At 46.1% G+C, this 24798-nt stretch carries 27 protein-coding genes; 18 read left to right on the plus strand and 9 right to left on the minus strand.

Annotated elements, in window-relative coordinates:
* The first annotated feature begins 131 nt into the window (after positions 1–131).
* Complete coding sequence (gene thiD, locus H525_RS0121055; RefSeq protein WP_027417810.1) at positions 132–953, plus strand: bifunctional hydroxymethylpyrimidine kinase/phosphomethylpyrimidine kinase; 822 nt, start codon at positions 132–134, stop codon at positions 951–953.
* A 127-nt stretch (positions 954–1080) separates the two neighbouring features.
* Here the strand turns inward: thiD and H525_RS0121060 are convergent, their stop codons facing one another.
* Positions 1081–1458: a DUF4349 domain-containing protein gene (locus H525_RS0121060; RefSeq protein ID WP_027417811.1), complete on the minus strand. Its 378-nt coding sequence runs from the start codon at positions 1456–1458 to the stop codon at positions 1081–1083.
* 253 nt (positions 1459–1711) lie between these two features.
* On the opposite strand from H525_RS0121060, the gene H525_RS0121065 reads away from it, so the two are divergent.
* The 4 genes from H525_RS0121065 (at position 1712) to H525_RS0121080 (ending at position 5307) form a co-directional block, all read left to right on the plus strand.
* Positions 1712–3382, plus strand: a complete 1671-nt coding sequence (locus tag H525_RS0121065) for a methyl-accepting chemotaxis protein (protein ID WP_035102246.1) — start codon at positions 1712–1714, stop codon at positions 3380–3382.
* A gap of 59 nt (positions 3383–3441) precedes the next feature.
* Entirely contained in the window at positions 3442–4026 is a 585-nt protein-coding gene (locus H525_RS0121070; RefSeq protein ID WP_027417813.1) for a class I SAM-dependent methyltransferase, read from the plus strand.
* 221 nt (positions 4027–4247) lie between these two features.
* Positions 4248–4757, plus strand: coding sequence for an acyl-CoA thioesterase (locus tag H525_RS0121075; RefSeq protein WP_027417814.1), 510 nt, complete (start codon positions 4248–4250; stop codon positions 4755–4757).
* A gap of 190 nt (positions 4758–4947) precedes the next feature.
* Positions 4948–5307, plus strand: coding sequence for a hypothetical protein (locus tag H525_RS0121080; protein WP_027417815.1), 360 nt, complete (start codon positions 4948–4950; stop codon positions 5305–5307).
* Positions 5308–5337: 30 nt separating this feature from the next.
* On the opposite strand, the gene H525_RS0121085 is transcribed toward H525_RS0121080, so the two are convergent.
* Both H525_RS0121085 and H525_RS0121090 read right to left on the minus strand, forming a co-directional pair.
* The gene (locus tag H525_RS0121085) at positions 5338–6096 is read right to left on the minus strand and encodes an ABC transporter permease (RefSeq protein ID WP_027417816.1); all 759 of its coding nucleotides are present in this window, start codon (positions 6094–6096) and stop codon (positions 5338–5340) included.
* Positions 6093–6791, minus strand: a complete 699-nt coding sequence (locus tag H525_RS0121090; protein ID WP_081413546.1) for an ABC transporter ATP-binding protein — start codon at positions 6789–6791, stop codon at positions 6093–6095. Before H525_RS0121090 ends, H525_RS0121085 begins: the two co-directional genes overlap by 4 nt.
* Positions 6792–6980: 189 nt before the next feature.
* On the opposite strand from H525_RS0121090, the gene H525_RS0121095 reads away from it, so the two are divergent.
* The 4 genes from H525_RS0121095 to H525_RS0121110 all read left to right on the plus strand — a co-directional run bounded on the left by H525_RS0121095 (position 6981) and on the right by H525_RS0121110 (position 11257).
* Entirely contained in the window at positions 6981–8513 is a 1533-nt protein-coding gene (locus tag H525_RS0121095) for a fumarate hydratase (RefSeq protein ID WP_027417818.1), read from the plus strand.
* A 174-nt stretch (positions 8514–8687) separates the two neighbouring features.
* Entirely contained in the window at positions 8688–9584 is an 897-nt protein-coding gene (locus H525_RS0121100) for an EamA family transporter (RefSeq protein ID WP_027417819.1), read from the plus strand.
* Between the two features lie 60 nt (positions 9585–9644).
* Positions 9645–10712, plus strand: coding sequence for a M42 family metallopeptidase (locus tag H525_RS0121105; RefSeq protein ID WP_027417820.1), 1068 nt, complete (start codon positions 9645–9647; stop codon positions 10710–10712).
* 44 nt (positions 10713–10756) lie between these two features.
* A complete protein-coding gene (locus H525_RS0121110; RefSeq protein WP_027417821.1) occupies positions 10757–11257 on the plus strand; it encodes a hypothetical protein in 501 nt (166 codons plus the stop codon).
* 517 nt (positions 11258–11774) lie between these two features.
* On the opposite strand, the gene H525_RS0121120 is transcribed toward H525_RS0121110, so the two are convergent.
* The 4 genes from H525_RS0121120 to sleB all read right to left on the minus strand — a co-directional run bounded on the left by H525_RS0121120 (position 11775) and on the right by sleB (position 16100).
* Positions 11775–13367: a long-chain-fatty-acid--CoA ligase gene (locus tag H525_RS0121120; protein WP_027417822.1), complete on the minus strand. Its 1593-nt coding sequence runs from the start codon at positions 13365–13367 to the stop codon at positions 11775–11777.
* A gap of 193 nt (positions 13368–13560) precedes the next feature.
* Complete coding sequence (locus H525_RS0121125; RefSeq protein WP_027417823.1) at positions 13561–14058, minus strand: molybdopterin-binding protein; 498 nt, start codon at positions 14056–14058, stop codon at positions 13561–13563.
* A gap of 21 nt (positions 14059–14079) precedes the next feature.
* A complete protein-coding gene (gene cax / locus H525_RS0121130; RefSeq protein WP_035102248.1) occupies positions 14080–15138 on the minus strand; it encodes a calcium/proton exchanger in 1059 nt (352 codons plus the stop codon).
* Between the two features lie 155 nt (positions 15139–15293).
* On the minus strand, positions 15294–16100 hold the full coding sequence (sleB, locus tag H525_RS0121135) for a spore cortex-lytic enzyme (RefSeq protein WP_027417825.1): 807 nt from the start codon (positions 16098–16100) through the stop codon (positions 15294–15296).
* 64 nt (positions 16101–16164) lie between these two features.
* Between sleB and H525_RS0121140 the strand changes: the two genes are divergently transcribed.
* The 9 genes from H525_RS0121140 to H525_RS0121180 all read left to right on the plus strand — a co-directional run bounded on the left by H525_RS0121140 (position 16165) and on the right by H525_RS0121180 (position 22837).
* Positions 16165–16488: an ArsR/SmtB family transcription factor gene (locus H525_RS0121140; RefSeq protein ID WP_211237054.1), complete on the plus strand. Its 324-nt coding sequence runs from the start codon at positions 16165–16167 to the stop codon at positions 16486–16488.
* 95 nt (positions 16489–16583) lie between these two features.
* Entirely contained in the window at positions 16584–16970 is a 387-nt protein-coding gene (locus H525_RS0121145; protein WP_027417827.1) for an Asp23/Gls24 family envelope stress response protein, read from the plus strand.
* Positions 16971–17173: 203 nt separating this feature from the next.
* Positions 17174–17377 (plus strand): hypothetical protein, encoded by a 204-nt coding sequence (locus tag H525_RS0121150; protein ID WP_027417828.1) that lies wholly within the window; start codon positions 17174–17176, stop codon positions 17375–17377.
* A gap of 84 nt (positions 17378–17461) precedes the next feature.
* On the plus strand, positions 17462–17917 hold the full coding sequence (locus H525_RS25070) for a CBS domain-containing protein (protein ID WP_035102252.1): 456 nt from the start codon (positions 17462–17464) through the stop codon (positions 17915–17917).
* Between the two features lie 131 nt (positions 17918–18048).
* Entirely contained in the window at positions 18049–20028 is a 1980-nt protein-coding gene (locus H525_RS0121160) for a hypothetical protein (RefSeq protein ID WP_027417829.1), read from the plus strand.
* Positions 20029–20080: 52 nt separating this feature from the next.
* Entirely contained in the window at positions 20081–20554 is a 474-nt protein-coding gene (locus H525_RS0121165) for a YlbF/YmcA family competence regulator (protein WP_081413548.1), read from the plus strand.
* On the plus strand, positions 20539–20940 hold the full coding sequence (locus tag H525_RS0121170; RefSeq protein ID WP_245590541.1) for a YlbG family protein: 402 nt from the start codon (positions 20539–20541) through the stop codon (positions 20938–20940). The genes H525_RS0121165 and H525_RS0121170 overlap by 16 nt, the downstream gene beginning before the upstream one ends.
* 206 nt (positions 20941–21146) lie before the next feature.
* Complete coding sequence (locus H525_RS25870) at positions 21147–22286, plus strand: HD-GYP domain-containing protein (RefSeq protein ID WP_051331214.1); 1140 nt, start codon at positions 21147–21149, stop codon at positions 22284–22286.
* Positions 22287–22390: 104 nt separating this feature from the next.
* On the plus strand, positions 22391–22837 hold the full coding sequence (locus tag H525_RS0121180; protein WP_027417832.1) for a universal stress protein: 447 nt from the start codon (positions 22391–22393) through the stop codon (positions 22835–22837).
* Between the two features lie 83 nt (positions 22838–22920).
* Here H525_RS0121180 and H525_RS0121185 read toward each other — a convergent pair whose 3' ends face one another.
* Both H525_RS0121185 and H525_RS0121190 read right to left on the minus strand, forming a co-directional pair.
* Positions 22921–23676, minus strand: a complete 756-nt coding sequence (locus H525_RS0121185) for an exonuclease domain-containing protein (protein WP_051331215.1) — start codon at positions 23674–23676, stop codon at positions 22921–22923.
* Positions 23677–23696: 20 nt separating this feature from the next.
* Positions 23697–24779, minus strand: a complete 1083-nt coding sequence (locus tag H525_RS0121190) for a DUF294 nucleotidyltransferase-like domain-containing protein (RefSeq protein ID WP_027417834.1) — start codon at positions 24777–24779, stop codon at positions 23697–23699.
* Positions 24780–24798 lie beyond the last annotated feature (19 nt).

Here is a 24798-nt window from a genome sequence, read left to right on the forward strand (position 1 = left end):
GTAAAACCTTCTATAGTCAGAATGGTTGACGTCCGATGGAATTGCCTGTACGATAAAAATATTGAATTATGTATCTCGCCACCTCCATCAGAGGTGGCTTTCGTCATTTGGATAAATAGGAGTGAAGCTATATGGGAACGTATCGGGCACTGACTATTGCAGGATCAGACAGCGGTGGAGGAGCGGGTATTCAAGCCGATCTTAAAACGTTTCAGGAACTTGACGTGTATGGCATGTCGGTTCTGACGGCTTTAACCGCACAGAATACGCTGGGTGTACAGGATGTACTGCCAATTCCCCCGGAGTTTGTAGCCAAACAAATTGATTCCGTCCTTTCTGATATCGGGGTGGATGCAATCAAAACAGGCATGCTGTTTAATCGGCCGATCATTGAAACGGTAGTGGAAAAAATAAAACAGTATGAAATCAAAAATCTTGTTGTCGATCCGGTGATGATTGCGAAGGGGGGAGCTCCACTTCTATTGGAGGAAGCCATCGCGGCAGTCCGCGTTCATTTGCTGCCTATTGCAGAAGTCGTTACGCCCAACATTCCGGAAGCGGAAGTGTTGACCGGGCTGACGATTACAAATGTCGAACAAATGAAGGAAGCAGCCCGTATATTACACGGATGGGGAGCACAGCATGTGGTGGTAAAAGGGGGGCATGGCGGCGGAGCAGAAGTGACAGATATTCTATTTGACGGGTCGGCGTTTGTGGAATTCACAGGCACGCGGATTGAAACGCAACATACACACGGGACAGGGTGTACCTTTGCCGCTGCCATTGCCGCGGGTCTCGCGGCACGGAAAACCGTCCGGGAAGCAGTGGAGCAGGCAAAAGCTTTTATCACGGCCGCAATATCCGATACGCTGGGCATCGGTTCCGGCCACGGGCCGACTAATCATTGGGCTTACAAGCGTAGACGAAATTTGCAGGACATGGAGTCCAGATAAGCAGGTGAGTATAAATCTTAATGTGGAGTCCACATAAAACAGTAAATGCAGATGGAAGAAGACGGCTTATGATAGCCGTCTTCCGGTTTTTATTTTGTCAGCGTATTTTTCAAGTCTTCCGCGGTGTCTAGGATTTGGTTTTCGCCAGATTTTCTCCTGCTGTCGTTAATTTGTCGACCGCTGCGTGGATCGCATGCAGCTTGGGAAATAATTCGTCGTCGAGCCGGTCATCTAATTTTTCTACTTTATCTTCCAGTTGAATCACAAGTTGGGCGAGGCGCGCAATTTCATCTTTGCTGGGGAGATTGTTTTCAGCCAGGATTTGATCAACCGTTTTTTTATAGTGATCCTGAGAATAGAAAAACCATTTCTGCAATTGGCCGACCCAGGCTGCGTACTCGTCGGTCTTCACCCAGTCATCAATCGTCTTCCCCCATGTTTTTTCCACCATATCATACCAGCTCTTCCATACTTGAATCGGATCGAATGTTTGATTCACTATCATTCAAATCTCCTCCTGTTCCTCATTTTTCCTAACTCCTACTCTTATAGCAATAAGTACTCGCTAATGATACAAATATTGCTTATCTGTTGATTTCGAGTTATCTGTTAAATGATATCGTCACGAAATTTTCCATAAAATCAACAAAATATTTTTATATATTTATATTCAATCAGGAGGTGTTTATTCGTCTGCGCCGAAATTAACTAGGAAGAATGTATTACGTGCTTGCTTTATGATTGGGGGAGGACAGCTGATGTTTACAAAAATAAACGATTTATCTATTAAAGTGAAATTAACGGTTACTATCCTGCTGATAACGATTATCCCGTTAATGGTATCCGGTTTTTTAAGTTATCGGGAGGCTAATACGGCGGTATACAATATGACGGTAGAGGATTTAAAGTATATTACTTCAATTAAATCCCAGCAGTTGGAACCGCTGACACAAAGCAGTCAGGTTGATCAGGCAGTCAAGGATAAAATAGATAAAATCGTAAAAGACGTGCAGGACCATTATTATAAGCCAAACGGCCTCGGTGGATATGCCTACATCCTTAATGATAAAGGACAAATCGTTTTTCATCCTGATTCATCGATGATTGGGCAAAGTCTGGCACAGGAATCTTTTGTAAAAGATATAATGAGCCAAAAAAGCGGTTATATTACCTATCCATGGAAAGGTGAAGAAAAAGTGGCTTCCTTTGTCCAACTGCCGAATGGCTGGGAATTTGTCATCGGCAGCTATTATAAGGATATGACCCATTCTATTGCAGCGATTCAAACACAAATGTTTATCATCAGCCTGATTGCTGCTGTCCTGTCTGTTGTTGTGGGTTATTTCATTGTCTATGCGATTACAAGGCCGATTAAAGAGCTGGTGGCCGCGATGCATAAGGCGGAGGCAGGGGATGTAACGGTTTCCGTCAAGCAGGGTTCAAACGACGAAATCGGCCAATTAACGCATATATTTAACGCGATGATTTCGGAATTCCGGCGTTTGCTTACGACGGTGCACCAGGTGTCGGAGCAGGTTGCGGCTTCTTCTGAAGAACTTACAGCCAGCGCTCATGAAAGCACGCGTGCTTCTGAACAAATCGCGCAGGCTTCCCAGGAAATTGCCAGCGGAACAGAAGCCCAGATGGAAAGCGTTCGCAATACAAGCACATCTTTGCATGAAATGAGCGGTAAGATTAAAGAAATCGCCGATAAGATTCATGCGGTTAAACACGATTCCCATGTAGCGATTCAATATGCCCACGACGGGGAAAAGTCTCTAGAGAAAGTGGGCTGGGAAATGAACGATATCTCAGAGAAGGTAAGTCAGACGGAACATCAGATTCGGGACCTCGGTAACCGTTCGGAATCCATCATAGGGATTATCAGCACCATCCGGGAAATAAGCGACCAGACCAATCTTCTTGCCTTGAATGCGGCTATTGAAGCAGCCCGCGCTGGCGATCAGGGTAAAAGCTTTGCGGTTGTTGCCCAGGAGATTCGTAAACTGGCAGAACAGTCCGGCCGTTCCGCGAGTGAGATTGCGGATCTGATCTCGGATATCCACAGCAAAATCAATACGTCTGTCACTTCTATGTCAGAAAGCAGTGCGGCTGTTTCGGAAGGTCGGGAAGTCGTGGAAAAGGCGGGAGGCGCATTCACAAGTATATTAAAAGCGATTGAGGACTTAAATCTTCAGATTGAGCAGGTTACTATGTCTGCGGAAATTATTGCGGGAGGAACGGCGCGCATCGTGCAGCAGGGAGATGAGATTTCCCGGCTTGCCGCAGTCGCTTCGGCTGATACACAGGAGGTCGCAGCTGCGTCCCAGGAGCAGACCGCAACGATGCAGGAGATTAATGCCGCATCTGAAATGCTTGCCAAGATGGCCGAAGAGCTTCAGCAGCATGTGAGCCGTTTTAAAATTTAGGATGTAGAATTCCCCCTGTTTCTCCGGTAAAATGAAGGAACAGGGCGGAGGTGAAACAATTGGATTATGTAGATCGCAACCGCGCATCCTTTAATAAATTAGCAAATCAATCCTTAGCCAAATGGCGGCACAGGGATTTAACCATGCAGTTTATTTCCGCTTTCCAAATGCTGCTCGGGGGAAACAGGGTGCTCGATTTAGGATGCGGGGCAGGACACGATGCATTACGATTAAAGCGGTATGACTTACAGGTGCAGGGTTTGGATATTAGTGAAGTAATGCTCGAACAGGCGAAGCAGCAGGTCAGCGGGGTGGAATTCATTCAAGGAGACTTTCGCAGCATTCCTACAGAGGAGGGCCTGTATGACGGCGTCTGGGCCAACGCCTCCCTTATTTATTTAACAAAGGATGACCTGCAAAAGGCGCTCGATGAAGTATATCGCGTTCTTAAGACGGGTGGTGTTTTCTTTTCATCTTATCGCATAGGTCAGGGCAGCCTCGTTGTCGATAACATTTTTCATCAGTTTTATGAGCAGGAAGAAATTGAGAATATTCTCCGGCGGCATGGGTTTCGCATTTTTGACAGGACGAACACCGGACAGCAGGACGAATTATTTTTAAGTCTTTCTGCCATTAAACAATAAACGTACATAATGGGCCATGGGTTCTTTCTCCATGGCCCTTCGTTTCGTACGAGCCAGGTTTTCTTTTACATAAAAAGCATGAAAATTATTTCCAAACTGAAAATAATAACATTTTGTGTTTCATGCTACAGGCCTTGGATGACAGGAAAGATCATGATAGGATAAAAATAGCAATACGTTACATATAATTAAAATAATCTATATTATAGAGGTGTAAAACAATGGAAGCAAAAACTGTCAAACAATCCCGTACGATTAACGCCTCACTTGTTCTTCCATCGGACACCAATAACCGTGGAACGATTTTTGGAGGAAATGTGATGAGCTACATAGATGAGGTAGCAGCGATTACCGCTATGCGGCACTCACGCAGATCAGTGGTTACAGCCTCCACAGATTCCGTCGATTTCATCACACCGGCAAACGTCGGAAACTCTGTTTGCCTGGAAGCGAGTGTCGCCTCGGTGGGGAGAACCTCGATGGAGATTTTTGTTAAAGTAATTTCGGAAGATTTATTTACCGGAAAGCGCGAGCTTACTACCACCGCTTTTACAACGTTTGTTGCTCTGGATGAAAAAGGAAACCCCACGGAAGTTCCGGGAATTATCCCTGAAACGGAAGAAGAAAAGCTCCTGTTTGAGACAGCGCCCCAGCGCAAGAAAATGCGTGATGAAAGAAGAAAGCATAACAATGACTTCGTAAAAAACTTGCGGATTGACAAGATGATTTAATTGAACTTAAAAAAACCCGTGTAACGATGCTCCTGGTAAACAGGAAGAAACCTTACCGGGTTTTTTGTTTTTCTTTTGCCTTTATGGGCGAATCCCTAATTTATCGCCGCATAGGCAAACGTCGTGCCTACGGGCGTTTGACCTGAATAAGGTGTAAAAAGATTTATTTTCAATAACTGGAGGGTTGAGCATGGATCATTATTATGGACCCGATATGGGCTATATGGGCAATGAATACATCATGAAATACTATTACCATATGGAAAAAACAAAGTATTACCAACTTCAATGCCGAAAATATTGGTATCACAAAGGGTACTACAGGAAGTTCTATAGCATGTATGTCTATCATAAGAGAATGTATGAACGATTTTATAAAAAAATAATTGAAATACCGTCTTTCCAATCGTATGGGATGATGCCAACCTGGCAAATGGAAGCGGCAATGCCGATGGCAGAGTATGTCTACCCGTTGTCGGGAAATCCGAGTGAGCCGACCCATCCCGTTCCGCTCCCGGGCTATATGTGGGGCGAATCCAGCAGCAGCTAGCAATTAAACCCCGTACAGAAAACATAATGTTTACTCTTTCGGCCACCCCAAGAATTGGTGGGCCCGGGTGAACAGAGCAGGATAAATGAGAAAGCCAAGCAGGATACTGGTTAACGCGGCGGCCGCGGTGAAAGAGAACATGATAAGGAGCTGGTAGCGGACCGCCGTAACCGGGCTTGTTCCACCGATGATTAAGCCGGTCATCATGCCCGGAAGTTGGACAAGTCCCACCGTTTTCAGCGAGTCGATAGTGGGAATCATCCCCGCTTTAATGGACTCTACATTCATTCGTTCGCTTGCCTGATGTGATGTTGCACCCAGGGAAAGGGCAACCAGGATTTCCTGCTGCATCGATTCAGCCCGCTGTTTCATCTGGTTGAGCAGCAAAGAGGAAACAACCATAGCATTGCCGATAATCATGCCGCTAATCGGAATAATCGATTGAGGTTGAGGCTTCACCAGGTGCAGAACTAGCATCAATCCCATGGTAACAGCTGTCACAAAACCGATCACAAAAAAAATCCGCCAAAAAATATACGGTATCCCTTTTCCACGGGTTGCGGAATTCCTTGCCGCAACGAGTACCATGACGAGCAGCATTAGCAGGATAAACAACGCATTATGGGCGGAAAACACGAAGGACAATACATAGCCTACAGCCACTAACTGAATAGCGGCGCGCACCGTACCTATCAGTAAATCCCGCTCAAGTTGTAGATGGAGCCGGAGAGAAATAGCCATCGCAATAAAAACAAAGCCTACGGTGATAAACGTGTCTGTTACGCTCATTGGGCAACCGCCTTCCGCACGAAATCCCCGTCTTTCAGGCGCCAGACTATTTCCCCCAGCCGTTCCGCTTGTTCCGGGTGGTGTGTAATCCATAAAACCGTATGTCCTTGCGCATGGTAGGATTTGATTGTTTTTTCGATTTGAACGGTACTGTCCGGATCGAGTGAAGCTGTCGGTTCATCAAGCAGGAGAACGTTAGGGGTGAGTGAAAGGGAACGCGCGAGATTAACCCGCTGTCTTTCACCACCGGATAATTGGTCAATGGGACGTTTTAAATAAACAGGAGATAATGCACACTGTGTGAGCAGGTCCGTCATTTCCTTCTCTGTCGGCATCTCTCCTTTTAGTTTGTACGGATATGTAAGGTTGTCTTCTACCGTATGCGGAAATAAAACCGGCGTCTGAAATACATAATGGACTTCCCTGCGTAAAAGGGTGGGGGCGTAAAAAGACAGCGGGTTACCTTTATAATAGATACGTCCTTTATCCGGTTCTTCCAGACGTGTAAGCAAACGAAAAAGAGTGCTCTTTCCAGCCCCAGAGTGCCCCATAAGGATAACGAAAGCACCCGCGGGAATACTGGCGCTTATTCCTTTTAAAGGCGTAAGGGTGCCGTCGGTTGTGTCGTACGATTTATATACATTTTCCAGATATAGTACGTCTTCTTTGAAGGACAAATCATTCACCTCTCCCATGTTCTAATCCAATTATATGGATTTATTCCCTGATAGAAAAGGAAGTATCCAGGATTTACAAGTAGTTAATTGTATATGGTTCTAAATGGTACTCCCTTCAAAAGCCGATAAATTCCTTTTCCCTACGTTAAATGTTCTATATAATAAAGAGGAATAGTAGTGATTTTCCACAAAAAGGGGTAGGGGAGAATGAAACAATTTAAAGATAGTGTATATCAGTTGATTGTGGAGACATCAACGAATTTGCCTCCCGATGTTCGCCGTGCGATCGTAAGCGCTCGCCAGAAGGAAAACGCGGGGACAAGATCCGCTCTCTCGCTGGCGACGATCAGCCAGAACATAAAGATGGCGGAAGAGAACGTATCGCCAATTTGCCAGGATACAGGCATGCCAACTTTTGAAATTCACACACCTGTCGGCGCCAATCAAATCGAAATGAAGAAGGCGATTTACGAGGCGCTTGTAGAAGCGACGAAAAACGGAAAGCTTCGCCCGAACTCGGTTGATTCCTTAACCGGAGAAAACAGCGGGACAAACTTAGGGCCGGGAACTCCTGTTATTCATTTTAGCCAGTGGGAACGCGATGATATAGAAGTTAAGCTTATTTTAAAAGGCGGCGGCTGTGAGAATAAAAATATTCAGTACAGTCTGCCGGCCGAACTTGAAGGACTGGGCAAAGCAGGGCGTGACCTTGATGGCATTCGCAAATGTATTCTGCACAGCGTCTACCAGGCGCAAGGACAGGGATGCAGCGCAGGCTTTATCGGCGTAGGTATCGGGGGAGACCGCACAACCGGATACGCGCTTGCCAAAGAACAGCTGTTCCGCAAGGCGGACGATGTCAATTCCATCCCTGAATTAGCTGAACTGGAATCGTATATTATGGACAAAGCCAATGAACTTGGAATTGGCACGATGGGTTTCGGTGGGGAAACAACGCTGCTTGGCTGTAAGATCGGGGTCATGAACCGCCTGCCGGCCAGCTTTTTCGTATCTGTCGCCTATAATTGCTGGGCGTTCCGCCGTCAGGGAGTGATGATCGATGCAGCCACAGGCGCTATCCAGGAGTGGTTGTATAAAGAGGGCGAAGTCGACCTCAACGAAGGCGTGGCCGCTGCGCAGGAGCAAGCGGAAGAACGTCGTCCGGCTGTCCTGCAGTATCCGATTAGCGAGGAACAAGTACGCAGCCTGAAAGTAGGCGACGTTGTCATGATTAACGGTCTCATGCATACGGGACGCGACGCCTTCCATAAATACATGATGGAACACGATTGCCCGATCGATTTAAATGGCGGTGTCCTTTATCACTGTGGACCCGTTATGTTAAAAGACGGCACAGGTGAATGGCATGTGAAAGCGGCAGGACCGACCACAAGTATCCGTGAGGAGCCTTATCAGGCCGATATCATGAAAAAATTCGGCATCCGCGTTGTCATCGGAAAAGGCGGGATGGGTCCGAAGACGCTCAAAGGCTTACAGGAGCATGGCGGTGTATATCTGAACGCGATCGGCGGCGCGGCGCAATATTATGCGGACTGTGTGAAAAAGGTAGAAGGTGTCGACTATATGGAATTCGGAATTCCGGAAGCAATGTGGCACCTGCAGGTTGAAGGGTTTGCTGCTATTGTGACCATGGATTCGCACGGCAACAGTCTTCACGCCGATGTTGACAAAAGTTCGTTTGAGAAGCTTGCCAGGTTTGCCGAACCTGTTTTTAAATAAGGTTCAACAAACGGCAGCGAAAAAAAGAAGCCAGCACATGCCGGCTTCTTTTTTGATCACAATCTTTACTGTGAATGGTTTAGGTACTGTGGTATGTCTGGGAGTAGTTTACAGACAAAATATTCTACTTTGTAGTAGAATAAAAAGGGACGAATGAAAAGAAAGGGGGTTGCCATGGTTTATTGGCGTTCGGTTCTGCTTGTATTTTTAGGTTCATGCAGTTATGGAATTCTTTCCACGTTTGTAAAATTCGCGTACAGGGAAGGGTTTACAGCTGGTGAAATCAACGGAAGCCAGATGTTTCTTGGAGCTTGCATGATGTGGCTTCTCACGTTTTTTATGTCGCGGGGCAAAGCAGGTGCAAGACAGTGGCTGCTGTTAGTCGGAATCGGAGTTTGTGTTGGACTTACAGGGATTTTTTATTATCGCTCATTAAAATATATACCCGCATCGGTCGGGATCGTTCTTTTGTTCCAGTTTACCTGGATTGGCGTGTTGGCAGAAGCGTTGATTGAACGAAAGTGGCCTGGCGTTGAAAAGATAGCCGCACTTGTTTTTTTATTTGTAGGAACAATACTTGCGGGTGACATCTTTCATGGCGGTCTGCAGCAGTTTACTTTGGCCGGGGTGGTGTTAGGGCTGTTATCTGCTGTCACGTATGCCTTTTTTATTTTGTGCAGCGGAAGAGTTTCCACCACAATGAACCCATGGCTTCGCAGTTCCATTATGCTTACCGGCTCCGCTCTTATTACGTTTATCATTTATCCACCCGTTTTTCTAACGAATGGTTCGTTGAGCCATGGGCTGTTGAAGTGGGGGCTTTTGCTGGCATTCTTTGGTGCATTCATTCCTACTTTATTCTTTGTGTATGGGGCCCCCTACATTGGGAGCGGCCTTGCCACCATTCTCGGAGCGTCGGAACTGCCGATGGCTGTTTTTATGTCGAAATTTGTGTTAAAAGAATCCGTAAGCGTTTTGCAGTGGATCGGTGTTATTATTATTTTAGCAGGAGTAGGAATGCCGGAGTTGTTGAATCGGAAACGGAAAAAGATCCGAGAACAATCACCGTAACTATTATTTCTCGTTTGTTTTATGGAGAGAATAGGATAAAGATAGAGAAGGAGTGAAAAAATGGATTCTCAAATGGAATTGTTTAAACGCTTAACAGAGGCAAACGCAGCGCCTGGTTCTGAAAATGAAGTGCGGGAAATTATGCGGGAATACATAAGCAAGACAACAGATGAAATCGTAACTGATAATCTTGGATCATTATTCGGCGTATTGCGCGGCAATGAACCGGGGCCGACGATTATGGTGGCGGGCCATATGGACGAGGTGGCTTTTATGCTAACGCGCATTTCAGATGAAGGATTTCTTCAGTTCCAGCCGCTTGGGGGCTGGTGGAGTCAGGTACTGCTGGCTCAACGTGTACAGGTGATCACAGAGAGAGGGCCGGTTATCGGAGTAATCAGCTCGATCCCGCCGCATGTGCTGCCGGAAGGTACAAAGAATAAGCCGATGGACATCAAAAACATGTTTATCGACGTTGGGGCGGATAATAAAGAAGACGCCGAGAAAATGGGTCTTCACCCCGGGCAGCCTATTCTGCCGATTTGCCCGTTTACTGTCATGGGCAATCCGGATAAACTCATGGCTAAAGCGTGGGATAACCGGTATGGGTGTGCTCTGGCGGTTGAAATGATGAACGAAATGAAGAATGAGCAGCACCCTAACATTATATATGGAGGCGCAAATGTCCAGGAAGAAGTAGGGTTGCGTGGAGCCGGGACAGCGGCTGCGATGATTGAGCCTGATCTATTCTTCGCGCTTGATGCAAGCCCGGCCGGAGACATTCCAGGGATCAAAGAAGGAATGGGCAAGCTTGGAGACGGGGTTCTGATGCGCATCATGGACCGTACGATGGTGACAATGCCGGGGCTGCGGGATTTTATGATTGATACGGCAGAAGAGCTGCATATCCCTTACCAGTTCTTTGTCTCTCCAGGTGGAACGGACGCCGGGAAAGTCCACGTAACAGGAAAAGGGGTTCCTTCCGCAGTTGTCGGAATTCCTGCCCGCTATATTCACAGCCATGCAGCCATCATCCATAAAGCCGATTATGAGGCCGCAAAACGCCTGCTGCTGGCTCTGCTGAAAAAAATCGACCAACCAACACTGGAACGCATCAAAGCCCGCTAACGCCAGTTTTCTTTCCAGTTTTCTTTAATGACAGGAGACGACTTATGCAATATATATTTTTACAACGTGTGCACGATTCAGCCGGCACCGTGAAATATGTTTACCACTATGATGATCATACTCTGTCACCCGGGAACCTTGTTTTACGCAATCTGTTTTTTTGCATGCTCGATACCGTTGAAGATGAGGTAGATGAAATTGAGGTGGAATACAACGATGTCGAAATGGTAAAGGTGATGGGGCTGGAACGGGCGGTTGCCTGGTTAAAAAAAATGGGCGCGGATACGGTTAAGCAGACCGAGAAGTGGGAGAAGGGAATTCTCTTAAGCCGGACATTTATTGTACCGGCGACACAGGAGCGTTTGGAATATCTTCATACGGTAAAAGACCTGGATGAGGTATATTGCCTCCGGCTGCTTGGAAAGGGTCGGGAAAAAATTTGCAACTACTTTTCTACGACTCTATCATTGTCGATACCGGGTGAAAAAGAAGCGGGTTTCCTCTCTTTGCTGCAAAAAAGGAACGTTCCACACAAAATTTTATAGCGAAATGAGTAAAAAACGTCGAATTTTGGACAAAAATCGCCTTCTTTCCTTAATTTCCTATTGTACAAAGCCCGGTTTTATATTATTCTTTTAATGACAACTTAATCAAATAGGTTGAGAGTTGTCTTTCATTGCCTCGATAGAATCTATCGGGGTTTTTTTATTTTATTCACTGATTTGGTTTGAGGGGTTGGAATTATGAGTAACGATTATTGGTTGAAACCGGTCACACTCATGATACGTATAGTATACTGAGAAGAGGAATAGGAATAGGAATAGGAATAGGAATAGGAATAGGAATAGGAATAGGAAGAGGAAGATGTAGCGAATAGGAGGAAACAGGATGGAACAACGAGCACGTCGCGTGCTGGGCCTGATCATGTCAGCCTGTTGTGTAGTCGCTACATTTGTAGTGATAACAGGTATCGTTAAGATGGCTCTGTAAAGAACAAACAGGAAAATAAAAATCCACCCCTGCCCGTCGCCCGGGTGAGGGTGGATTTTTTGGCTTGTTGCATTAATTCACGCGGCGGCCGGCTTCTTTCCAGAAAGGTTCACGAAGAACCACCTTTTGGATTTTGCCGGAAGCGGTTTTTGGCAGCTCTTTTACAAACTGTACAGATTTCGGGCATTTGAAGTGAGCGATTTTTCCCCGGCAGAATGCCATTACCTCTTCTTCTGTCACCGTATGCTCTGGATGAACGACACAGACCGCATGCGGAACCTCTCCCCATTTTTCATGGGGGATCGCAACCACGGCGGCTTCGAGAATTGCGGGGTGCTCGTACAAAGCGCCTTCAATTTCAATGGACGAAATGTTCTCTCCGCCGCTGATAATGATGTCCTTTTTTCTGTCAACGACATCGATATAACCGTTCTCATCGATTGTTCCCATATCCCCTGTATAGTACCAGCCGTTTACGATCGATTTGGCTGTCTCTTCCGGTTGCTGCCAGTAGCCTTCCATTACCGAGTTAGAGCGGCAAATGATTTCCCCTGTTTCCTGTCCGTTTGGTGTTACATCTTCGCCTTCTTCGTTGACTACCCGGACTTCCATGTTGATCATGCTGATACCGGCCTTTGCTTTCAGCATGTGGATGCGTTCTTCCTCCGCTTCCTTTTGAATATGATGCTTAATATGTGACACGGTAAGGAACGGGGAAACTTCGGTCATGCCGTATACCTGAACAAACGTCCAGCCGAGTTCTTTTTCAACGGCTCTAACGAACGACGGAGGCGGGGCAGACCCTGCGATAACGACCCGGACGTCCTGTTCAATCTGTGCGGTTTTCGCTCCCGGTTCATGTAAAATCATATTCAGCACAGTAGGGGCCATACAAGCAACGGTAACGCCTTCTTGTTCGATTAACTCCAGAATGTGTGCCGGGATGATTTTGCGAATCATCACGTGCGCCGCACCCATGCCGGTAAAGGAAAAGGGTGTGCCCCAGCCGTTTACGTGAAACATCGGCAGTGTATGAAGCAGCACGTCACTGTCGTCGGCTTTTACATGAATAATCGTGTTGATTGCGTTCGTATAGAGGCTGCGATGCGTCTGGATGACACCTTTAGGGCGCCCGGTTGTTCCGCTTGTATAGAGGATGGTGGCCATATCGCTTTCATCCATCGTGGTATAAACAGGAGAGTCTGAAGCGCTTTCAAAGAATTCATCATAAGACGTCCAGCTTTCCGGGACAGGATAACCGGCGACTGGCAAAGAAATATAAGTCTCTACGTTTTTTAAGTTAGCGAGCACGGGCTTCACAAGGGCAATAAGTTCGGCGTCGACCATAAATAGCTTTGCCCCTGAATGGTTGACAATGTAGTCATAATCCCCGGGGACGAGGCGGGTATTAAGCGGTACAACAACCGCCCCTAGCTGGAAGGCCGCGTAGAACGTTTCAAACATTTCCACCCGGTTCGGTGATAGAACCGCAATGCGATCCCCTTTTTCGATTCCTCTTTCCTTTAGGGCGTTGGACAGACGATTCACGCGTTTTTCTATCTCCTTGTACGTAAAGCGGCGGTCGCCGTCAACGATAGCCGTCTTGTCCGGATAGTGATACACGGCGCGTTTTAAAAAATCCTGCAGCAAAAAAGGTACATGCATGTTTTCCTCTCCCTTTCTAATCTACCTGGATGTAACGAATGCTGCCGCATACTTGCGGTTGGCGGCTGCCTCGCTTTTATTATCTTCCTATAATCAAAATACCATAAAAATTCAAAATAGAAATACGTTTGCGTAGCCGTATTATGAAATTTATTGAAACAAAAAACGCGGGCACGTGAGTCCCGCGTTTTTATTAAGCAACAGTAAAAGATATAATTCCTGTAATCGGATGGCCCATGTTTCGTCCGTTTCCGAAAAACAGCTGAATCGGACCGCCTTCCTTGATGGGCTTGCCGTCGATCGCAAAGCAGAGAATTGCTTCCTGTGCGTCTTTAAGAGAAATGGTTGTTTCGGTACCGTTTTGCTGCTTGCAAATGACGCTCTGTGCATCTGTATGAACCTCGGCATTTTTCAGAAAAGGGGAGAAGGGGATACCGTAGTCGCCGGCGATTTTTTTCTTTTCGACAAACAATGTTTCGCTTTGTTTTGTCGGAGTAGAACCTTCTGCCAATGCTTTGTCCCACCGGCGCGCCGCGGAGATAAGCGTTTCATCCTGATTCGCTTCGACTTCCTCACCGATTCGGGCAAAAAAATCTTCCATTTTACATTTGCGGTCGTCAAAAATCCATACGCTCGGATCAAGTGTAATCGAATAATTCACTTTGCCGTTTATCGTTACAATCGCATCCATCTTATTTTCTCTCCCTTTATATTAAATAAAGTAAAAGGCAGCCCCAAGTATCGTGTAGACAACGAGGAGGAGAACCCCTTCATACCAGTTAGTGCTTCCGTCGCGGGAAATCGAGGAGGCGATAAATGCCGCTACCGCGATCGCCGCTATTTCATAGGAAGTGAATACCAAATCCATTGTTTTGCCGAAAAACAGGCTGATAAAAACAAGCGTGGGGGCCACAAATAAGGCAATCTGCAGACTGCTTCCCACCGCGATTTCAACCGAGGCGCCGATTTTATTTTTCATCGCGAGAAAAACAGCCGCGCTGTGTTCTGCAGCGTTGCCGACAATCGCGATGACAAAAGCTCCGACAAAGGCTTCAGACCAGCCGAGATTTCGTGCTACCTGCTCAATGCTATGTACAAGCCATTCGCTTGCAACGGCGACCAGCACCGTGGCGCCGAGCAGAACGAGAAACGACGTTACTTTCCCCCATGCTTCTTTTTCCTCTTCATTATCGAGTGAAGGGTCAGATAGTTCGTCTTTGTGAGTAATCATGGAGAAAATCAGCCAGAGAATATAAGCGACAATTAACAGACCGGAAATAATTAAGCTTAAGTTTGCAATTTGTGAGCGGTCAAACTGTTTTAAGAAAACGGCCGGAATAAAGAGGGCGATGACCGCCAGCATCATAAGGGATGAATTGTGTCCTGCCAGCATGGCGTTAAATTTCTGGGTTTTAAATTTCAGGCCCCCCGCGACCACGCTTAAGCCAAGCACAAACAGCAAATTGCCAATGATGGACCCGGTAATGCTCGCTTTTACCATATCAAACAATCCGGCTTTGATCAAAAAAACAGCAATAATTAGTTCCGCAGCGTTTCCAAATGTGGCGTTGAGAAATCCTCCGACGCGCTCCCCGGCGTAATAGGCCACATTTTCAGTCGCTCTTCCAAGCAGGGCGGCAAGGCCGATAATAGCCAGTGAAGTCGTCACGAACTGCAGGGTTGAAGAATGGGTAAAATAATGCGCCCAGGCACTCATTGCACTAAATCCGACAATGGCGGAAATAAACAGCTTTTGTCTTATTTTTCTCATCACCCTTCACCTCTAGTCAGAATCTACTCCCACTTCATAGTGTAATTCAAGCAGGAAGAAAAAAGCAAAAAAAGATGCGCCCGAATTCGGTGCAAGTTTTTTTCTGCCAAGTAAAAAAGGCGCTGTTCTTATTAAGAAAGACAGCGCCTGAATGTTTATTTGCAGAATATGTGTTTGCCGATTTTCTTAATTTGGGGACGGGACCAGATCCATCCGGATGTTGCCGTATCAGGGTTGAAATAGTAGAGGGCTCCGCCCGTCGGGTCCCAGCCGTTGAGAGCGTCCAGTACGGCTTTCTTGGCGCGCGCGTTGGGTTTAAGATAAATTTGCCCGTCAGAGACAGCCGTGAAAGCGCCCGGTTCAAAGATAACAGACGTCGGAGATTTTGGAAAAGAAGGGCTGTGGGTGCGGTTGAGGATAACGGCTGCCACTGCTACCTGACCGATGAACGGTTCCCCACGGGCTTCCCCGTAAACCGCGTTGGCCATCATGTTGATCTCGTTTTCTGAAAGGCCGTGGTTCGAACGGGGGAGAGAAGCCGTCCTGTCCGAATTGTTAGCCGTACTGTTAGCAGCAGAACTACCCTTGGCAGAACCATTGGTGCCATTCGCAGCTGTGCCTGTGCCATTAATTCCCGCATCGGGACGCCAGTTTTTTGTGGCATTCCAAAGGGCTACTTTGCTCCGGGGTCCGAGAACCCCGTCTGTTCGCAAGCCAAACTCGTATTGAAAGTTTCTCAGCGCCCAGTATGTACGCCAGTTAAATGTTCCGTCAACCGGACCGGTATAGAAACCAAGATGCTTTAAGCGCCCCTGAAGTTCAGATACATCACCGCCTGACTGTCCGACGGTCACGATGCGTTTGCTAAACGCTTCCGCCGGTATAAGAGAGGGGATGATAAAGAAACTAGGGATAAGGAATGTAAGAACAATGATTGTCGCTATCCATTTTTTTTTGTTCATGGTGGCCTCCTTCGCGAAATTTTACAAGTGGTTATCCATATTTTGAACGATAAATAGTAAAATCATGTGTATAATGGTAATCGAAAAGAAGGTAATGATTGGAGACAAGATCACGATGGACAAGACCCTTGAAAGTATGGCAAAAGTGTGCAAAGCTTTGGGACATCCTGTTAGGCTTACCATTCTTCAACTGCTTGCCCGTCAGGATAGCTATTACTGCGGAGACATTGTTGCCCTGGTCGGGATGGCCCAGTCCACAGTCTCCCACCATCTCAAAATTTTAAAGGAAGCCGGACTTGTGGTAACGGAGGAAGAAGGAACCTTTGTCTGTTATAAAGTCGAACGGGAAAAAATGAAGGAAGTTGCCGGGTTGCTTTTGAAATTTTGACTTTAAAAAGTTTGAGTTTTCCTTCGAAACAAGTTGCGATTGCCTATTCGAACGAATAAAATGGAAATTAAACAGATATAGAAGGAGGAGTTCCGATGGCCGATGCAAAAGAAAATGGGGTAGTTAGAATCGCCGATGATGTAGTAGCCGTTATCGCAGGAATCGCAGCCAGTGAAACAGAAGGAATCGCAGGAATGTCAGGTGGTATTACGGAAGGATTGGCCCGCCGGGTTAGCGGAAAGAATGTACAAAAGGGTGTGCAGGTTGAAGTAGGTGAATTCGAAGCAGCCATTGACCTTCGCGTCATCGTTACATACGGAACACGAATTGATGAAACATGCCGCATCCTGCAGCAGAAGGTGAAAGAAGCGGTAGAATCTATGACAGGGCTGCGGGTTGTGGAAGTGAATATAAAAGTCGAGGGTGTTGAATTCCCGAAAGAGGAGAAAGAAGCGATTGTAGAAGCGAATCGCGTCCGATAACGTATAGTGTGGGCTGTCGGCTGCTGCTGGCAGCTTTTTTTTCCATAGATAAGAAAGCATAACTTTCTTATCTATAAGTGCAACTAAGACGATCGCCAGCGCCTTTGGCTTGGTGCTAGCCAAGTTTTCTTTAGCGTGTAGAAAAGCATACAAGTCTACATACATAAGCAGATCGGTGAAAGGAGAGAGGGGACGGAGAAATAATGAATCGTACAAAGGCAACCTGGATTTTTTTAGCTGGAGTCGTTTTGCTCACTGTACTGGTGTGGAAGGAATTAGGGTTATCGGAGATGTTTGGACTTCAGGTGAAGGATTTGTTACAGGCAAAGTACCTTTATACGTTCTTGTTTAGCTCATTTCTTGCCATTGGGGTTGGTGTGGTTTTTTATATTATTCGTAAAATGTAGCCTCTATATAAAGCTTGGCTCTTTGTATGATACATTTTCCAACAGGGCATGCTATACGTGATTTCAACAAGGAGGTCTTTATTCATGGCAAAAAAACTGCGTGATATTATGACGGCGTCCGTTGAGTGCGTAACCCTTAAAGATAATATTTATGAAGTGGCTGTAAAAATGAAGGAAAACGATGTAGGGGTCATTCCTGTTGTGGACGAGCAACAGCGCTGTATTGGGCTTATTACGGATCGGGACATTGTGATAAGAAGTGTCGCGGAAAAAAAACCGAATTCCATATCCGTTGACGATATTATGAGCAAAAAGCTTATTACGGCTCATCCGGATATGACGGCGGAAGATGCGAGCCATTTAATGGCCAGAGAGCAAATCCGCCGGTTGCCGGTAGTAGAGAATGATAAGCTGGTTGGTATGGTAGCGATGAGAGACCTTGCCACCCACCGCACAACGCATGATGAAGCTGGCTACGCCATTCAGGAAATTTCTGAAACAGAGGGCGAACACAGCCAGGGTTCTCAATTTGTTCAGTAATGCTGTTTCACTCTACCTCCTTTACAGGTAGAGCTTTTTTGTGTCCACCTCTTTCTTGATTCCTATTGCTTTACGTGTATATACTGTAGCAAGGAAACTTGAGCATTTCTATCATTAAATGGAGTGTAAACATGAACGTGCAATCATTGCTTGAACAAATAAACGGCCGTGTCCTCCGGCAAATCCTTAGTGAAAACGGGTTGGAACTGCCGGGCGAACTAGGGGAAACGGAATGTGAAGAGGAAGCAATTCGTTTCCTGCTCAGCGAAAACACGATTGCCGCACAATGGCGGACGATGAACCGCAGCGAAAAAGGAATACTGAACCTTTTTCTTTTTGGGATCGGACAGGATATGATCACCTATCGTCAGTTGGAAGGATTGGCAAAATCGGCGGCTTTTCCTGTATACGCCGGATTTACCGGCCTGCGCCGAAAAGGAATCATTTATACGCTGCGGCGTTTATGGGGAGAAGTGGGATATGTCATGCCGTACGACTTACAGCAGGCATGGCGGGCTTATCTCTGGTCCCTTATGGCTGAACCTGAACGGTTATACCCTGCCGGGGAAGGGCCGGCGGCGGGAGGTGCGCAATCGCCCATGCTTTGCGAGGTCGTTTTTGAACTGCTGCAGCATTCGCGTTTCCAGGGTCTGCCTTTGACCAAGCGGGGCCAATTAAGTGCGAAAGTACATAGAATATGGGGAACTATTATTCCTTACAACGAAAATTTATTTACTTCATTTTATCCGGCGGTGCAGGCGGGAGATGCGAGAGATTCATTTTTTCTTGAACTGTTGTTGGAAATAGGGCTGTTAGTCCATCGGAAAGCTGAGGCCGCCGGGCAATTGATCACACACGAAGAAAACGCAGCCGCTTTATTTACAGGAAGACAAGATGAGGTTCAATTTCGCTTATACGATTCGGTTAAAAAACGGATCGTTAGACTGAATCCGTTATATGCGGTGTTATTTGACTGGCTTGAAGTGGCTTCCAAACGAGCTTCTCAGCATTGTTGTGTTTCTATCAGGCAGATACAGGCGGAGTGGAACCGTCAGCTGGTGGGGTACGCGTCCGGTCTGTTAGATGATAAGGTAATGGGCGAATACAGGCAAGCTACCAATCAAGCCATTGAAGAATTTGCAGTCAAAATGGCACCGGTTCTTGCTGCATTCGGATTTGTTTCCATTGGGCAGACACACAGCCAAGAGATAGATCAATTGAGGTGGAACTTTCCACCGTTATCTTCTTCATCTGCAGCGGATGCAGATATAAAATCATTGCCCGGGAGATTCGGATATGTTCAACCAACATTTGAAGTGCTCCTGCTTCCTGACAGTCCGTACGAAGTGCGCTGGAAGACGGGGGAAGCAGCGGAATTAAAAAGCCGCCAGGAGGTTTGGAATTTCCAGATTACTAAACAATCGGTGAAGCGAGCTTCCCGTGAAGGGGCGCAATCAACAATTGATTTGCTTATGAGTATACAGGGCGGCTCAATTCCAGATAACGTTGCAATTCAGATAAAAGAATGGTGCCGCTCACTTACAACCGTTATGATACAGACGGTAACACTCATTCGCTGTCCAAATCAGGAGGCAGCGCAATGGATTGCTCAGGAAAGCAGCTTCGCCCGGTATATACAGGAACGTATTGGAGATTGCGATTTTATCATTCATAAGAATGCAGAGGAATTGGTTAAAGAGGCGCTTGAAAAGTTAAATATTAATGTTGCCCGGCCCCCCTTTGTCGCCGAAGTCGATACAGAGGAAGAAATTAATCATAAAGAAGAAGCCGTGGCAGGGGATGGATACAGAGTCGAATCTGTTTTTCCTGTGCTGGAAGATATACTTCCCGAACTAAAGGAAATCCCGGTTATCTGGTATAAGAACTGGCAGCGGTATCATGGTTCCACTCTTCGCAACTTATTGAAACAGGCTTATTCTCTGGCTATTCCTATTTGTATGGAATATGAGGGACAAGAGCGCCACGTACAGGTTATCGGTTTTGAAACAAGAAATGTACAGCAGCATGTGATAGTTCACGAAGGACAGGTGGAATTTTCCTGTGCTTTAAGCGGAATTGGAAGAATAAAAATGCTCTTCCCCCACGAGTAGGATACTATGAAGAAGGCCGGGTCCATGATACAATAAGATAAGAGGTGAGATTATGTCAAGTAGTATGACCGCTCCCACTCCTGTTAATTATAGTGAAGTGATTGAGCGAGCTTATAAAATAGGTGAAGAATTACTTTTGTCGAAAGAAATTCAGCAATACGTAGCCGCACGCCAGCAGATGGAAAACGATTCGGAAGCTGTCGCTCAAATTGCTTCTTTTACTAAAATGAAGCAAGTATACGAAGAAGTCCGGCGTTTTGGCAAATACCATCCCGATTATAAGCGGGTGACCGCGGACATTCGCCAGAAGAAGCGGGAAATGGATAAAACGGCGTCGATTGCTTCCTTTAAGAAAGCAGAAGACAATTTGGATGAATTATTATATCGTGTTAGCCGTACAATTGCGGATGCCATTTCAGATAAAATAAAAGTGCCAAGCAATAATCCCCTCTATGAAATAGGAGGCGGATGCGGCACAGGAGGCGGCTGTAGTACAGGGGGAAGCTGCGGGTGCAGCACAAAATAACTCCGACACCCCTCTCGGAAACAACAGGGGGCGATACCATCCAAGAAAATGTGGAGGAGAAGTCTATCATGAGAGAACGCAGAATTGGGCTGGCTGTCTTTGTTAAAAATATAAAATCGGCCCGAAATCTCAGGAAATTTGGCAATGTGCATTTTATATCACGCCGCTTAAATTATGTCACCATGTACGTTTCCGCTGACACCATTGACCAAACGATCGACCGTATTTCCCGTCTCGATTTTGTTACCCGGGTAGAGCGTTCCCACCGTCATGAAATCTCGACGACGTATAATAATGCAAAACCGGACAAAGCAAAAGAATTCGATTATAAAATGGAAGAACATCATCTCCTGTCCATTATCAAAGGGGAACAGCCGGTAGAATAGTAGGAGATACGATGGAGGCAGTCCCACCACTTACTCAGACAAAAATAGGACTATTAAAGCGACCAAAGAGCGGTTGCTTTTTTTATTTTTCGTCACATTTTGTTACATTTTGTTACATTTGACGGATAATTTCTCATACTAATGTAATTCTTCGCATGCTATAATTACTTTAAATTTAGCGAGATGCTTTGAAAGAAGGCTATAGGATGCAGAATCACATCAAAAGCAGGCTCCGTTTTACCTCCTTGACAGCTATCACACTGACCTATTTTATCATTCGTGACAATCCAACCTTTTCTGCACTTACTTTCTGGGGTTTAACGGTTATCGGATGGGGCATTGCCCTGATTGTCTATACTTGGAAAAAGAAGGAAACAAGAGAGTTTTTAGCTTCCAATGAAAAGGTATTGCGGGTGTTTGATTTTTTATTCGTATTGGGATATATGTTTATTTCCGGGGGAGTAGGAGACAGCCCTTATCTAATGTTAATTTACCTTGGGATCGCTTCCATCGGAATCTATGACGAGAAAAGAGACGGCCTTATTTACTCGATTCTGGCGGTCATTGTTCTTGTTTTATATAGCGTGTGTTATCACAAGTACTGGGATGGGATATGGACAACGACATCACACGAGATGGCCCGTTTAATTCTTCTCCCGTTGTTTGGCGTACTGGCTGATTTACTCATTGCACACTTTCAACAGAAAAAAAGGGAAGAAGAAGAGGTGCTGGATGAACTGGTTACCAGCCTTGCTAAAGCAATTGGCAGCAAGGATTCCTATACACTGGGGCATTCAACGCGGGTTCAACATTATGCGCTGGCGATTGGAAAAGAACTTGGTTTGGGAAAGGAAGAGATGTTTACCCTTAAGTATGGGGCTTTGCTTCATGATATTGGGAAAATTCACATTCCGACAAGCCTGTTAAACAAACCCGGACGGCTCAATGAGCAGGAATGGGTGGAAATACGCAACCATACGACAGAAGGAGCCAAAATTATCGGCAGCCTGAAGAAGCTTGAAGGAGTAAGGGACATTATTTTACACCATCATGAGCATTTTAATGGAAAAGGCTATCCTGAAGGGTTAAAAGGGAACGAAATTCCATTTCTCGCTGCCATTGTACACGTAGCGGACGCGTTTGATGCGATGACCACCACCCGCTCATATAATCAGCCTGAGACGTTTGAAGAAGCGATGGACGAAATTGAACGATGCAGCGGTACGGATTTCCACCCTATGGCCGCTGAGGCCGCTTTATCAGCTTATCGGAAAGGGAAGTGGCCTGATTTTAAGCTGGTCCATTGTTCTCATTCAAATCAAGTTCTTGTCTCCATTGTTGAATGACAATTTTGCCACAATAATGACAATCGTCATTCTATACAAAATGTACATAACTGCGGTACAATAAAAACGGAAACATTACACAGTAGCGGGAGGAATTGAGAATTATGTTTGAAAAAATTGTGGTAGCCGTTGATGGTTCGGAATTAGGTAATAAAGCACTGGAAGCTGCGATTGCGATTGGAAAACAGCAGCAGGCAATGCTTCAAGTTTTACATATTATTAAACAGGTAGTAGTTGCCCCGTATGTGGTCGGGGAGATGGCCTACGTTTCAAGAGAGTATGATGAAGAAATTATGGCCGCGATGAAAAAAGAAGGGCAGGAATTGGTGGACAATGCAAAAGCTAAAGCGGAGGCGGAAGGCCTTACTGTTTCCACTCATGTGATTACAGGTGATCCGGCCCGCCAAATTCTGGACTTCTCAAAGGAAAACCATGCCAAGCTTATCGTAATGGGCAGCCGCGGACTCGGCCCCTTTAAAGAAATGATGCTGGGCAGCGTAAGCCACAGGGTGTCTCAACTGTCCGAATGCCCGGTTTTAATTGTGAAGTAGCTCCAACGAAATTAAACAGCGGAAAACGAAAGAGAACCTTTTCTGAAATCGGGAGAGGTTCTCTTTCCTTTTAGTGGTGTACGTCAGGACATGAGGATATACAAATCCTGCAGCGTTCGAATGCCGCGGTTTCCACATTCTTTTAATAACGTCAGCCATAACTGGGATGTCATTTTTACATCTCCCATTGCCGTATGGCGTTGTTCAGGGCGGATAGAGAAAAACTGGAGTGCATCATCCAGCGTAGTAAACCCTCCGTTAAACCTCATCCCTTCCATCACCTTTTGGATTTCGATAATGCGCTGCGTCATTCTCATGCGATGGTTTTTCCAGAGAAACGCATTGAGAAACGCGATATCATGGGCTATATGATACCCGACAATTGTTCCGTGGTTTATGAATGCTAATAACTCAGGGACAACCTCTGACAGACGGGGGGCGGATTCCACCTCTTTATCCGATAAGCCGGTTAAAACCGCAACCGCTTCCGGGATAGGAACGGTTGGATTAATATGCGTCGAAAATATAGGTTCAACCGTTTCGAATTGGACCACTTTTGCCGCGGCAATCGAGATAATCTCATCACCGTGTTCAGGGTGGAATCCCGTCGTTTCGGTATCTAGAACGATAAATTCGATATCCCCCAGAGGTGTATTCATCTCCTGGTGGTTCTTTCCCGCTTCTTTTAATAAATTTCGTATGAAAGCCTGGTGCTCCAAACCGGCGGTAGGTCCTCCTTTGCTTACCATAGTAAGCTCATTCCGGTTAAAACCAAGAGAAAGCAAACGGGAAATAGCCATTCTCCAATTGCCGCCCGGACTGGGTCCATTTCGGTTCATGTCTATACCTCTTGAATGAATTAAAATTTTCGGATAAACTGACGTTGTATTTCATGCTGAACTTTTTTAATTTGCTTCATCGCTTGACGTAAATGCTTGAAATCGTCTGCAGGGATTTTCTTAAGATTAATATGATGGTCAAGTAAATCTGTCTTCTGTTCCTGATAGAGGTGGCTCTGCAACCGGAGATGAAGAATATGCGAGAAAGCGGTTCGAATAGAATCCGCAAATGCATGATCCCATACGCCTTTTTCCTCGAGAAGCCCGATTCTTTCTATGGTGGATGTTTCGGCAATGCCGTAAGTTAATGCGAAAAGCCGTATACAATTAACAAACTGCATATACACTCCGCGCTTCAGGTTAAACTTGCCCGCATTCTCCCCCCAGCGTTCTACAAGAACTTGCCCGAAGATACTGAGAGGAACCGTGTGACCCGCAGCGTGCTGCGCAAGCCGCTTCAGTAAAGGGCGGTTGTTTTTAGCCAGCGAGCACAAATACTTTCGCAAAGATTCCCCGGGTTTTTTGCTTCCATAAAGAATGCGGAAGTCAGCAGCAATCAACAGAAAACGCACATCATCGGGTGAGAGGTTTTCCTCCCACCCTTTGAGCATGTTTTTCCATTCGTCTTCTGACTTACACCATTTTTTATTGGTGGCCATTACATTTCCCTGGCACAGAGGGTAACCGACTTGTTGTAAATTGTTTACGCCGTATTCAGCCATTCGCCGGACATACGCTTCTGCCTGCTTAGGGTCCTGGGAAGGGGAAAGCCGGTAAACAATGCCGTTGTCCTGATCGGTCCAAACGGTATGCTCCCTTCTTCCTCCGCTTCCCATAATGACCCAGCTCCACTCCTCCGGTGGTGAACCGGTTCCTTCCCGAATGACTAATTGTTCCGCGTGCTGCAGGGCTTTTTGCATAATTACATCATGGATATGGCTTAAAAACAAATAGATTTGACAGGTTTCAGTTGAATTGCATTGCATGGATTGCAAAACAGGAGACAAGGACAGCTGGACTTTTTTCAGTTCTTCTATTGTCCTTGTGTTTGCCACTTGAGACGTTAATGCCTCCCATTCTTTCCGGTCATCGATACTACGCACAATGCCTCCTTTGTGGCAC

The sequence above is a fragment of the Aneurinibacillus terranovensis DSM 18919 genome (genome assembly GCF_000430625.1).
In the GTDB taxonomy this organism is placed as follows: Bacteria; Bacillota; Bacilli; order Aneurinibacillales; family Aneurinibacillaceae; genus Aneurinibacillus_B; species Aneurinibacillus_B terranovensis.

Bases quoted from the DNA above. Each gene is read 5' to 3' on its own strand.
- H525_RS0121075 (WP_027417814.1), top strand. From the start codon at position 4,248: ATGGAAGCAAAAACTGTCAAACAATCCCGTACGATTAACGCCTCACTT.
- H525_RS0121150 (WP_027417828.1), top strand. From the start codon at position 17,174: ATGAATCGTACAAAGGCAACCTGGATTTTTTTAGCTGGAGTCGTTTTG.
- H525_RS0121140 (WP_211237054.1), top strand. From the start codon at position 16,165: ATGTGTATAATGGTAATCGAAAAGAAGGTAATGATTGGAGACAAGATC.
- H525_RS0121090 (WP_081413546.1), bottom strand. From the start codon at position 6,791: ATGGGAGAGGTGAATGATTTGTCCTTCAAAGAAGACGTACTATATCTG.
- H525_RS25870 (WP_051331214.1), top strand. From the start codon at position 21,147: ATGCAGAATCACATCAAAAGCAGGCTCCGTTTTACCTCCTTGACAGCT.
- H525_RS0121120 (WP_027417822.1), bottom strand. From the start codon at position 13,367: ATGCATGTACCTTTTTTGCTGCAGGATTTTTTAAAACGCGCCGTGTAT.
- H525_RS0121160 (WP_027417829.1), top strand. From the start codon at position 18,049: ATGAACGTGCAATCATTGCTTGAACAAATAAACGGCCGTGTCCTCCGG.
- H525_RS0121060 (WP_027417811.1), bottom strand. From the start codon at position 1,458: ATGATAGTGAATCAAACATTCGATCCGATTCAAGTATGGAAGAGCTGG.
- H525_RS0121095 (WP_027417818.1), top strand. From the start codon at position 6,981: ATGAAACAATTTAAAGATAGTGTATATCAGTTGATTGTGGAGACATCA.
- H525_RS0121065 (WP_035102246.1), top strand. From the start codon at position 1,712: ATGTTTACAAAAATAAACGATTTATCTATTAAAGTGAAATTAACGGTT.
- H525_RS0121080 (WP_027417815.1), top strand. From the start codon at position 4,948: ATGGATCATTATTATGGACCCGATATGGGCTATATGGGCAATGAATAC.
- sleB (WP_027417825.1), bottom strand. From the start codon at position 16,100: ATGAACAAAAAAAAATGGATAGCGACAATCATTGTTCTTACATTCCTT.
- H525_RS0121100 (WP_027417819.1), top strand. From the start codon at position 8,688: ATGGTTTATTGGCGTTCGGTTCTGCTTGTATTTTTAGGTTCATGCAGT.
- cax (WP_035102248.1), bottom strand. From the start codon at position 15,138: ATGAGAAAAATAAGACAAAAGCTGTTTATTTCCGCCATTGTCGGATTT.
- H525_RS0121125 (WP_027417823.1), bottom strand. From the start codon at position 14,058: ATGGATGCGATTGTAACGATAAACGGCAAAGTGAATTATTCGATTACA.
- H525_RS0121110 (WP_027417821.1), top strand. From the start codon at position 10,757: ATGCAATATATATTTTTACAACGTGTGCACGATTCAGCCGGCACCGTG.
- H525_RS0121105 (WP_027417820.1), top strand. From the start codon at position 9,645: ATGGATTCTCAAATGGAATTGTTTAAACGCTTAACAGAGGCAAACGCA.
- H525_RS0121165 (WP_081413548.1), top strand. From the start codon at position 20,081: ATGTCAAGTAGTATGACCGCTCCCACTCCTGTTAATTATAGTGAAGTG.
- H525_RS0121145 (WP_027417827.1), top strand. From the start codon at position 16,584: ATGGCCGATGCAAAAGAAAATGGGGTAGTTAGAATCGCCGATGATGTA.
- H525_RS0121185 (WP_051331215.1), bottom strand. From the start codon at position 23,676: ATGAACCGAAATGGACCCAGTCCGGGCGGCAATTGGAGAATGGCTATT.
- H525_RS25070 (WP_035102252.1), top strand. From the start codon at position 17,462: ATGGCAAAAAAACTGCGTGATATTATGACGGCGTCCGTTGAGTGCGTA.
- thiD (WP_027417810.1), top strand. From the start codon at position 132: ATGGGAACGTATCGGGCACTGACTATTGCAGGATCAGACAGCGGTGGA.
- H525_RS0121180 (WP_027417832.1), top strand. From the start codon at position 22,391: ATGTTTGAAAAAATTGTGGTAGCCGTTGATGGTTCGGAATTAGGTAAT.
- H525_RS0121085 (WP_027417816.1), bottom strand. From the start codon at position 6,096: ATGAGCGTAACAGACACGTTTATCACCGTAGGCTTTGTTTTTATTGCG.